Raw genomic sequence first — 11,600 nt, forward strand, 5'->3', positions numbered from 1 at the left:
AATGTTTATTAAATTTGAAAAATAATGATTTGAAGCTATTTACCTACTAAAACAAACCTTATCATGATTATCAGGAAATCTTCTTTGATCCTTTTCACAACTATATTCATAAATACATTTTTGATATTCTCTCAGGAGTGGAATGTGAATTATGATGAATCGAAAGTAGAGACTTATTCCCTTCCTTCAATATTAACATCTCATAGTGGAATGATTATTAACAACGTTAATGATTGGGAGGAATTCAGGAGGCCTGAGATTCTTTACAGTTTTACTAATCATGTTTATGGCAATATACCTGGCAAACTTGACTCTGTGATTGTGAAAATCACCGAGCATGGGAATTATTTAAATAGTTTAGCAAAACGCAAACAAGTCACCCTGACATTTATTAAAAACGGGAAAGAATTAAGTACGGACCTATTAATATATCTACCTAATTCCATAAAAAAGGCTCCTGTATTTTTGGGATATAACTTCCAGGGAAATCATACAGTTATTGACGATAAGAATATATTCATTACAAAATCATGGGTGCCTGCAAATGAAGCACTGGGTGTTACATCTAATCAGGCAACAGAAAAGTCCAGAGGAGAAATGAGCAGAAGATGGTCAGTGGAGAAAATTATAAATGCCGGTTATGGTCTTGTCACACTTTACAGAGGAGATATTGATCCGGATAAAGATGATTTTAGTGATGGAATACATCAATTGTTCTATTTAAAAGATCAGAAAAAACCTGAGGCAGATGAGTGGGGTACAATAGCAGCATGGAGCTGGGGATTGTCACGTGTAATGGATTACATTGAAGCTGATGAGGATATAGATCATGAAAAAGTAATTGTATTCGGTCATTCAAGATTAGGGAAGGCAGCACTTTGGGCAGCTGCAACTGATAAAAGGTTTGCAGGATGTATTTCAAATAATTCAGGAGAAATGGGTGCGGCTCTTTCTAAACGTAACTTTGGTGAAACTATAGAGGTTATTAATACCGCTTTTCCGCATTGGTTTTGTGGTAACTTCAAGAAATATTCAAAGAAAGAATACATGTTACCTGTTGATCAGCATATGCTTATATCCTTGATAGCACCAAGACCTGTGTATATAGCCAGTGCCACTGATGATTTATGGGCAGACCCTAAAGGAGAATTTTTATCAGCAAAAGAGGCATCAGTTGCTTATAATTTATATGGAATTTCCGGCCTTATTACAACAACAATGCCTCAACCTGACTCACCAATTATAGGAGTTGTCAGTTATCATCTAAGAACGGGTGTTCATGATGTTACTGATTATGACTGGGAACAATATATCAAATTTGCTAAGTTCAATAACTTCTAGACTTTTAATTTAATAATTATACATGATTTACTCTTCCATTAAAAAAGAGATTGGGTCAGTTAAATACTCCATTACTTTGTAAATAAATCTGGTGGTTTCACCCCCATCAACTACCCTATGATCAACAGTAAGTGATAGTGGCATAATATTTCCAATTACAATTTCATCATCTTTTACAACGGGAGTTTTTAGTATACGCCCAATTCCAAGAATACCTGCCTGAGGATAGTTTAGAACCGGGGTTGCATAGATACCTCCAAATGAGCCAAAACTTGTAATACTGAAGCAGCCATCTTTTAAATCTTCAAGAGTCAGTTTTCTGGTTCTTGCTTTATTAGCCAGCTCTCCAATCTGGCCTGCAATCTGAAATATAGACAATTTATCGGCATCACGTATAACAGGTACCACTAAACCGTCTGGAGCATCAACAGCAATACCAATATGATAACGATTCCTATAAATCATTCTATTATTCTCAGTATCAATCTGTGAGTTCAACTGTGGGTGATGTTTTAATGCTTGTGCTACAGCTTTTACAATAAAAGGAAGATAGGTTAACTTGACACCTTTATCAGCAAATCTCTGCTTATAGCGTAATCTGACTTCCATCAGTCCGGATATTTCTACTTCTTCGAAAACCGACATATGAGCGGCATTATGCTTTGATTGAAGCATGTTCTTAGCAATAGTTTTCCTTATCTGTGTTAATGGTTTATATGTAACATCCCCAGCAGTTTGTTTTAATGATTCATCGGGAGTAAAGGATTTTTTAATGATATCAGACTCAGGTTTAATATCTAATCCTGTTGACTTAAAATTCAAAATATCCTCTTTTTTAACCCTTCCTGAGGGTCCGCTTCCTGGTATCTGATTTATATCAATACCCATCTGTTTTGCCATTGCCCTTGCAACAGGCGTTGCCAATGCTTTACGTGATACAGATGTTTTTTCTTCAATATCTTTTTCACCCTCATCACTTGGAGCCATAATATCATTCTTTCCTGCAACTTCTATTGTTCCCACTACAGAGCCGGCATCATCGTCAGACTCAGACACGGCTTCTGTGGTAATTTTCTCATCTTCTGTGGTTTGCTCTGAAACCTCTCCTTCAATCTGAATTATCACTAAAGGGCTGCCCACTTTAATAACATCCCCTACTTCACCAAATAAATCAGTAATTACACCATTTTTAGGGGAGGGAATATCAGCAACAACCTTGTCAGTTTCCATCTGTACGATTGAGTCACCCATTTTCACCTGCTGACCGGGCTTTACATACCATTCCATTATAGTACCTTCTTCAAGCCCTTCACCCAGATCCGGAAAATTAAATGTAAACTTCATATTATTTTATCTTTTTTTTCTGCAAACAATCTATTAATATTCAGAAGATTTATATTTCAGAAATTAACCGTTTTCTCAATTTCATAAAAAATTCTCTCCGGAGAAATGATATAATACTTTTCTCCCTGAGCAAGAGGAACAACAGTATCGTACCCCATAACCCTTCTTGGTGGAGCCTCCAGATATAAAAAGGCTTCTTCATTTGCAATGGCAATCAGTTCTGATCCAACACTAAATGATTCGTGAGCCTCTGCAACTATTATAACCCTTCCTGTTTTTCTTATTGAGTCACCAACTGTTTGCCTATCTATAGGATAAATTGAACGTAGATCAATCAGTTCTACAGAAATTCCTGCATCTTTTGCCATCTCTATTGCTTTCTGACTCTCACGAATCATAGCGCCAAATGCAATTAAAGTTACATCTGTCCCTTCCTGTACAACTTTAGCCTTACCTAACGGAATACTAAATTTTTCATCGGAGACTTCCTGCTTTACTGCACGATAAATACGTTTAGGCTCCATAAATATAATTGGATCCTCGCTCTCAATAGCAGAAATCATTAAGCCTTTAGCATCGTGTGGTGAAGAAGGTACTACTACCTTTAGTCCAGGTAGATGTGCAAACAGTGCTTCCGGGCTATCAGAGTGATGTTCAAGGGCATTAACACCTCCCCCATAAGGAAACCGTATCACCATTGGAACGGTGTATTTACCACGTGAACGATTTTGCATCCTGGAAACATTCGAAGCTATCTGATTAAAAGCAGGGTATGTAAAACCATCAAACTGTAATTCAACAACAGGTCTGAGTCCCGATAGAGCCATACCAAGTGCAGTACCAACTATACCTGACTCTGCAAGCGGGGAATCAAAGACACGTTCTACACCATACTTTTTCTGTAGACCTTCAGTCACACGAAATACACCTCCTTCAACTCCTACATCCTCTCCATAAACAACAACACTGCTATCTTCGTTCAGTTTTATATCAAGTGCATTGTTTATTGCCTTAACAATTGTCATCACACTCATTTCCTATTCTCCTTCCAGCTTAAATATTGTTCGTATGCATCTTTTTGTCTCATTAAATCTTCAGGCATATCAGTATACATATAATCAAATACATCACCAATCTTGTAAGCTTTTTCATTCTCCGCACTCACAAATTGAGCATCTATTTCCTGTTTGTATTCCTCTTTCAATTTATCTTTATCAATATTCCAAATATTCATTTTCTTCATATATCTTTCAAGTCGAAGCAGAGGATCTACAAGAGCCCATTTTTCTTCTTCTTCTTTCTTACGGTATTTTGAAGGATCATCTGAAGTTGTATGTGCACCCAGACGATATGTGAAAGCTTCAATTAACATCGGCCCATTCCCGGAAAGTGCATATTCAGAAGCTGTTTTATAGGCAAGATACATGGCAAAAAAGTCGTTTCCATCCACTTTTATTCCTGGTATCCCAAAAGCAACCGACTTTACGGCGAGATTTATAGATTTTGTTTGAGATTTTACAGGAACAGATATCGCGTACTGATTATTTTGAATTGTAAAAACTACTGGTACTTGCCATACTCCTGCAAAATTGAGAGCTTCACTGAAATCGCCTTCAGAGGTGCCACCATCACCAATAAAAGTGAATACAGCCTCTTCCTTTTTCTTATACTTTATTGAGTAACCGATTCCTGTGGCATGATGTAATTGAGTTCCTATTGAAATAGCTATTGGGAGAGTTTTACTTACATTTTTAAAACTGCCTCCATGTTCATTCCCCAGATAAAAAAGGAACATTTCTTTCATTGTAACCCCTCGTGACAGAAGTGTACCCATTTCTCTAAATGCAGGAACCAGCCAATCCTCTTTACGGATATTCATACCAGCAGCAATATGGATAGCTTCCTGACCTAAGTTAGGAGTAAAAGTATACATCCTTCCCTGTCGTTGATAAGATATTGCCATTTCATCGGCAGTCCTTTCATAAAACATTTGTTTATAAGCGTCAATTATAGAATCATCATCTAATTGAGGAAATATCTCTTTGTTGATAATATTTCCTTCATCATCTATAACACGCAGCATCCTGTTCTCCAGTGGGTTAAAATCACGAAAAATAGCAGGTAAATCGTCTTGAATCATTTAACTGTTTGTTTGAATCGAAGTTATAAAAATAAATAGCTGTGATTATAAGCTGTGTATATAACAGTCCGATAAAAAAATAGTTCTGATATTAGTGAAAATGATTTACTACGATTTGTTATTTAACCAAGCAACCTGTTGATTTGAAAGATGTTCTTTTCCTAATATGTTTTTATATAATTCTGGTCGTCTTGCGTTAATATATCTATAACCTCCCGATTTTAGCAATTTTTCCGGAATAATTGTGGCAGTTGATATACAATCATCAAATGAGCGACACTCTGCAATAATATCACCAAATGGATCTATTATCATAGAATATCCATTTTTTAACTGTTCATCATCCATTCCCACCGGATTTGAGAAAATTGCATAGATATTGTTATCGTAAGCTCTTGCAGGGAGCCACTTCATTAGCCAGGCTCTGCCTTTCATCCCCTCAAACTCCAATCTCAAAGTGGTTGGATCATTAACTCTGTTTTTCCATAATTCTGGATCCACAAAACCGGCACCTGGTCGCTCAGACGGAGTGCACATTGTTACATGTGGCATAAATATTATATCTGCACCTAACAATTTAGTTGCCCTTACATTCTCGATAATATTATTATCATAACAAATAAGTATTCCGCACTTCCAACCATTTATTTCGAACACTGTATAATTGTTGCCGGGACTTAAAAATCTGCTTATGAAGGGATGTATTTTCCTGTGACTGGCCACTAAGCCATATTTATTTACACAGACATATGTATTATATAATTTATTATCACGATCCTTTTCAAACAGACCTGCTAATATAGTTATATCATTATGTTCAGCCATGGTAATAAGTCGCTGCACACTTTCTCCTTCAGGAATATATTCTGCAATTTGTAACATCTCACTTTCGGTTAGATTTTTTGCAAATGTATATCCTGTAATTGAGCATTCATGAAATGCAATTACATCTGAACCTTTTACCTTAGCTTCTTTTGTAAGTTTATCAATGACAGATAAGTTATAATCCTTGTCGCCACTCCTGTTTTCAAATTGAGCTGTTGATATAATTAATTTATTCATTTGGGTATTAATGCTAATGGTTAGACAGGGATGATCCTCTTATAATTAAGTTAGAACTAAATATCATTGTGGTATCTACATTATATTTTTGACCAGTACAAATTTTCAATGCAAGCTCTCCTATTTTAGTTCCTATTTCCATACATGGACGTTCTACTCCTGTTATAGAGGGATTTGAATATTTGCACTCAGGATCCTCATCAAAACTCACTACAGCCATATCTTGCGGTATAGAGATATTATTAAGTTTGGCAATTGATAAAGCCTGTAATGTAGAGGTGAAACTTGGTAAAATTAAAGCATCTGGTCGTAAATTTAAGTTGATAAACCGGTTAATTACATCATATGTATCCTCAACAGTAAGTTCACTATATATTAAGTAATCAGGATTAAAGTCTATATTGTTGTCAATAAGTACATCCTTATATGCTTGAATTCTCTCTTTATAAATTGGGCAATTGTAATGTTTAGCAGCAAAAGCAATTCTTCTATAACCAGAAGAGACCAAATGATTTGTAATCATATATGAATCCATATAGTTATCAATCAAAAACTTAGGTCTTTTCAAACTATAGTCAACCCTATTAAAAAGAATAACTGGCACTCCTTTTTGATCAATATCAGTCAGGTGAGTTGAATCAACTGAATCAGTACTTTGAGATATTATCACACACTTTACATAAGCTGGATCGAGCTTAGCTACTATTTCTTTTTCAATACTTGAAGAGTTAAATGTGCAAAATATTGAAATTAGAAAATTATCTTTGATAACACTTTGAATTGAAGAAATAACTTCTGTATAGAAATAGTTGTTTATTTCAGGTACAATGACTGCAATAATATTAGCATTACTATTTACTTTATAATTTATATACCCTAGTTTTTCAGCAGTTGCAATTACTTTCTTTCTTGTTTGAATATTTACAAGCGTATTACCGGCTAATGCACGCGAGACAGTAGAGGGTGATATTTTAAGCTCATCCGCTATATCATAAATAGTTATTTTCCTTCCCATTTTACATATTTATTCTTCAAAGCATAAAGCAGCAGCACCGTAAATAGAAATATTTGATTCAGTCGATCTTAGAATTTTAATATTTTTCAAAGTAGTCTTATAAATAAATGTATTTACTGTTTTAAACATAGATTCTTTAAAAAATTCATATGCATCTGCCAGCCTACCTCCAATAACTATCGCTTCAGGATCCAATGCAAACATTATAGTTTTAATTGCATTCCCTAGATCATTACCAAAAATCTCAAAAATTGCTAATGCTATTTTATCCTTTTTTTGTGCCCTGTTAAGAAGAACATTGTATTTCAGTCCATACTTTTCTTCAAAGTATTTAGTACTACAATAATATTCATAATCATGATCTTTGTATGGAATAGAACAAAACTCTCCTGCACCTGCATTGCGTCCGGAATAGAGCTTTCCATTTATAATTATTCCAACACCCATACCTGTGCCTATTGTTATACCGGCGATATCATCGAAATCTTTGGCAACACCAAAATATTTTTCGCCTAATGCAAAACAGTTTGCATCATTATTTATAAAAATTGGCACATTGAATTTCTCTTCAAGAATATCTTTTAGATGTACTTTATTCCATGAAGGAATGTTTGTAGGTTTAAACACTACACCCTCACGTATATCCACCAGACTAGGCATACCAACTCCTATACCTGTTACAGTATCGTTATGTACTTTTTTTATGGTGTTTATAATATCATTTAGAATCACTTCTTTAGATTCTCGATTATTTATTTCTCTGTTAACAATTTCAGTGATTCTCCCATTCTCCAGTCTTGCAACGTGAAGAAATTTACCTCCGAATATTACACCAATAACATTTTTATATAACTTATTTTGATTAAAAATCATCCAATTAAATTCAATGGTTATTAATATTGATTCCTAATTTAAACATAACAAATTTAGACATAAATAATTAAGTTCAAAACTTTCTAATTTATAAATTGTTACTCCATTGGTTTATAAAGCATCCAGTCTACTTCCAATTCAAAAGGATAAATTGGTTTCTCAATAGAACTTGGATTTGTATGTACCGGCCAATTATTAGTATGCCAAAAATTCATTCTATAATGTGTATGTGTGTTCGGTATTCCAATATCTGACCCTTGATAATTCCATAATACAACTGTATCTGATGTTATAGGATGTATCATCCACCATCTGATATGGTCTGGATGCCAGTCAAACCCATAAGTATAAAATTGAGAAGAAGCATCATAGTTTTCTATAGGATCAATCTGCTCAGGTTGATTTTGATCACCTGTAAAATTCATCCTATCACTACCGTCACGTTTTCTGTATGATGAATCATAAATTATACCTTCAGCCAAATTTATAGTACGCCCTATTCTTTGTGAGTTATCTCTTTGTCCTGTCCATGTTCCTATATAAATAACTCTAGGATCAGATATTAGCCACTCAAAATCCACTTCACTTTGTCCATAAATACTATCTACTCTATATGTAAAATAACCTACTACCGCACCAACATTTGGTTGAATATTTTTTGGATCAGGAATTTTTAGCCTTGCTGCATATGTACCATATGAAGTGAATTTTTTTGATATTATTTCAGGTCCTTTTCCTGCACCAGCTGCATCTTCAGGATCAATCTTAAATGAGAGCACTTTAGTATCAGTCTCCGATGAAGATGACACGCCCATTTTCCATGTAAAATCAGCACCTTTACCTCCAGTTCCATGTCTAAAAAAGTTGGAAACAGTATCACTGAAGTTCTCAATAAATTCTCCATGAAACTCACTTTCATTATCAACCAGTTGCTCCTTGTTTTTTATAGTGCAACTAGCTAACAGTGAAATCAAAAATACACATGCAATAATTTTATAACTATCTATCATTCCACATTGATTTTTTGTAAACAACCTAATTGAGATTTATTCTATTTAAACAATATAATACCTATCCATTGATTTTATTGCTCTGTTTCCAGTGGATTTTCTGCTTCTATAAAAAATCTCTCCTGAAGTTCAGGAACATTATTATCAGCTTTGATTGCACGAATAGTCTCTACAAACTGATCTACTACACTATTAAGAATTAACTCACCTGCTTCTGCATTAGCTTTTGACCCATCACCGGAATAGTGATTTGGATAACTTGCATACCACCATATACCGGTGTAAACATTTTTTAAATTATTAATACGATCCAAATCAACTCCTGATTGTAACCCAGCTCTTTCTGTATGAACTAAATCAGGTACAATAGCTTTCACCATTGATGTTTCTCTATTACCTGCATGTTGATCATATGGATCATTCTGAGTCATTTCTACTGCCTTTTTTATTACCTCTCTATCATACGCGGGCCTGAACCAATAGAGTGAATAGTTCCTCTTTTCTGATAATTGAGCCATTCCAAAATATTCCAAAAATGCATTATTACCACCATGCCCATTCACTATAATAATTTTGTCAAACCCGTTTCTATTAAGCTCATCCAATGTCTCTTGCAATACCTTCCAAATAATCTCAGGAGAATATGCAATTGTACCCGGTTGATGTCTTGCTTCATTAATCTGACTAAAATAGTACCATGGGAAAACTACTGTATACTCTTTTTCGGCTGCTCTTAATGCCATTTCTCTAGCAGTATAAAGGTCGGTTCCAAGTGGCATGTGTGGACCATGTTTTTCAAAAACACCAATTGGAAGGATAGCGGTTTTAGAGCTTTTTTCAACAGCAGTTACGAAATCAATAGCAGTAAGTTCTTCCATTTTATAGGATAATTCCTGTGCTTGTAAAACAGTTACTGCCAGTAGTGCAAAAATTACTAATAAATTCTTCATAATAATCATTTTTAGTTCTATATATTGATTTAAATTAGTTCTATATTCCAACCTGAGAGTATTCCTCCGTAGAAATAAAAGGTTACATTAAATGTTCTTTCATTTGCATCATCATAAACACTATACTTTTGAGTCACACCATACTCATCTATTAACTGATACTCTCTCAAATTAGTATTTATAAGAGTTATATCCTCATTAAACTTATATATAACACTCTCCAAATCAGATCTATACTTTTCATTCCTCTCTGACTGCTGAATAAGGTTATTCAAATAGTCATAAGTGTTATTTACTTGCATAGCATCATGGGCAATTCTTCTCACTTCATTCCAATCAGCTATATTAATCTCATTACTTTTAAATGTATTTTCCAAACTCAAGAGAGCCTTCATTCTGAAATCTATAGCATCCATTATACCATCTTTTTCAAAGGGATTACTATTTGCTTCTGATTTTATAATTGATGAGCTGAACTTTTTTGAATTATTACCTAAGGCTCTGATACTATCTGTATAAACCTTGAAACGAGACCGCACCTCAGGTGATCGTAAATTATTGATCGTGAAAATAGACACCCCTTCCGCTCCATTATTGAAAGCAGCATCCATACACTCAAACATTAATAAACTATTTGTTGCTGTCATTCCGCAGAAGAGAGTAGTATTAGGATTTTTCTGATTTCTATTCTCTATCATACAATCTTCTATAAAACTCACATCTCCTGTATAAAAGTTATGATACACCATAGGGAAAACAATATCCAGATTCCACTTGCCCCAGTCCTGACGAACCATCTGTCTTGACATTGCAGGAGTTGGGAAAGGAGATGCTGCCATTACTTTACCATACGAATGAACTAAGTCTGCTATTTCATTTGCAACCTCAGTAATTTGATCACACCTGAATTGCAGCCAGTTTTCATCTATAGAAGGGTCTTCCAGTTCTCTAGGATCATAACCATACCTTTCATTGAAAATACTTATCATTTCGGGGTGGTAACCATAATCCCATTCTGGGTATTCACGATCTTGCTGAATTCCATAACGAGGCCAAAGTGTAGTGGGTAAAACAACATCTACAAAACGATGGTAATCGATTGCAATACCATTTAAACCATCAATTTCACAATATTCGATTATTTTCTTTTTGATATACTCTCTAACTTCAGGCAGTGCCGGACAAAGAAATTTATAATAATCTACATATGCTTTTGTATCTGCCAAACTTTCGCCTTTTCTATTTACACTAAACCATTCAGGATGTTGTTCAAGTATCAGATCTCTATCATGTTCCAAATTCATAGTCCATAACCATGCATATACCTCTATGCCATATTTCTCAGCAATAGTAATTGCTTCACGATAATCTTCAGGAGTAGGAGCATTCAGTAGCACACCATCTAAACCGGTTTCACACATTATTGCACATATAGAATCAAAATTCATTCCAGTACGATAATCCAACCAGGTCCAAAACATAGGATAGTCTCTATCCTGCTCTTGTCGAGAAATACAAGAATTTAATAGGATCCAAGAGGCAACTATAATAATTATAAATTTAAAATTATTCATAAATTGTAATATTAAGAAGATATTATGGTATTATTAATGGTATTATGTTATAACTATACTTGTTTTAATAATATGATATTATATGTTGGTATAAAGATAATAAAAATTATACTTTTATCTTAATTTTATAACGCTCCATTAATGCTGTAATTCCTATACATAAAAAGGCAAAAAATGCACATTTAATAAGTCCGGGTATACCTTCTTTCATCCATTCAGGTAATGAAATATTCATAAATCCATAAATTACACTATATAGAATATACGGCATCAAATAACAAGTTAATGTAG

10 protein-coding genes and 1 pseudogene are annotated in these 11,600 nt (G+C 34.3%); 1 reads left to right on the forward strand and 10 read right to left on the reverse strand.

Annotated features, from left to right (window positions below; translation table 11 throughout):
- The first annotated feature begins 63 nt into the window (after positions 1 to 63).
- Positions 64 to 1,341 carry an alpha/beta hydrolase family protein gene (locus PHO43_RS09220; RefSeq protein WP_231623059.1) on the forward strand — a complete coding sequence of 426 codons (1,278 nt, stop codon included), beginning with the start codon at positions 64 to 66 and terminating at the stop codon, positions 1,339 to 1,341.
- A gap of 27 nt (positions 1,342 to 1,368) precedes the next feature.
- On the opposite strand, the gene PHO43_RS09225 is transcribed toward PHO43_RS09220, so the two are convergent.
- The 10 genes and pseudogenes from PHO43_RS09225 to PHO43_RS09270 form a co-directional block, all read right to left on the reverse strand.
- Positions 1,369 to 2,685 (reverse strand): dihydrolipoamide acetyltransferase family protein, encoded by a 1,317-nt coding sequence (locus PHO43_RS09225; RefSeq protein WP_045089918.1) that lies wholly within the window; start codon positions 2,683 to 2,685, stop codon positions 1,369 to 1,371.
- Between the two features lie 56 nt (positions 2,686 to 2,741).
- On the reverse strand, positions 2,742 to 3,719 hold the full coding sequence (locus tag PHO43_RS09230) for an alpha-ketoacid dehydrogenase subunit beta (RefSeq protein ID WP_053826091.1): 978 nt from the start codon (positions 3,717 to 3,719) through the stop codon (positions 2,742 to 2,744).
- Positions 3,716 to 4,825, reverse strand: a complete 1,110-nt coding sequence (gene pdhA / locus PHO43_RS09235; protein ID WP_053826090.1) for a pyruvate dehydrogenase (acetyl-transferring) E1 component subunit alpha — start codon at positions 4,823 to 4,825, stop codon at positions 3,716 to 3,718. Before pdhA ends, PHO43_RS09230 begins: the two co-directional genes overlap by 4 nt.
- A 108-nt stretch (positions 4,826 to 4,933) precedes the next feature.
- Entirely contained in the window at positions 4,934 to 5,887 is a 954-nt protein-coding gene (locus tag PHO43_RS09240) for a nitrilase family protein (protein WP_288012034.1), read from the reverse strand.
- 13 nt (positions 5,888 to 5,900) lie between these two features.
- Complete coding sequence (locus tag PHO43_RS09245; RefSeq protein WP_288012036.1) at positions 5,901 to 6,902, reverse strand: LacI family DNA-binding transcriptional regulator; 1,002 nt, start codon at positions 6,900 to 6,902, stop codon at positions 5,901 to 5,903.
- A gap of 9 nt (positions 6,903 to 6,911) precedes the next feature.
- Positions 6,912 to 7,775 carry an ROK family protein gene (locus tag PHO43_RS09250; protein WP_074010699.1) on the reverse strand — a complete coding sequence of 288 codons (864 nt, stop codon included), beginning with the start codon at positions 7,773 to 7,775 and terminating at the stop codon, positions 6,912 to 6,914.
- A gap of 98 nt (positions 7,776 to 7,873) precedes the next feature.
- Positions 7,874 to 8,785 carry a glycoside hydrolase family 16 protein gene (locus tag PHO43_RS09255; RefSeq protein ID WP_288012038.1) on the reverse strand — a complete coding sequence of 304 codons (912 nt, stop codon included), beginning with the start codon at positions 8,783 to 8,785 and terminating at the stop codon, positions 7,874 to 7,876.
- A 74-nt stretch (positions 8,786 to 8,859) separates the two neighbouring features.
- A complete protein-coding gene (locus tag PHO43_RS09260; RefSeq protein ID WP_288012040.1) occupies positions 8,860 to 9,735 on the reverse strand; it encodes a creatininase family protein in 876 nt (291 codons plus the stop codon).
- Between the two features lie 29 nt (positions 9,736 to 9,764).
- Entirely contained in the window at positions 9,765 to 11,309 is a 1,545-nt protein-coding gene (locus PHO43_RS09265) for a family 10 glycosylhydrolase (protein WP_288012042.1), read from the reverse strand.
- 106 nt (positions 11,310 to 11,415) lie between these two features.
- Positions 11,416 to 11,600: pseudogene (locus PHO43_RS09270) on the reverse strand (hypothetical protein); the annotation flags it as partial.

This window comes from Lascolabacillus sp. (assembly GCF_028696275.1).
GTDB lineage: Bacteria > Bacteroidota > Bacteroidia > Bacteroidales > Dysgonomonadaceae > Proteiniphilum > Proteiniphilum massiliensis.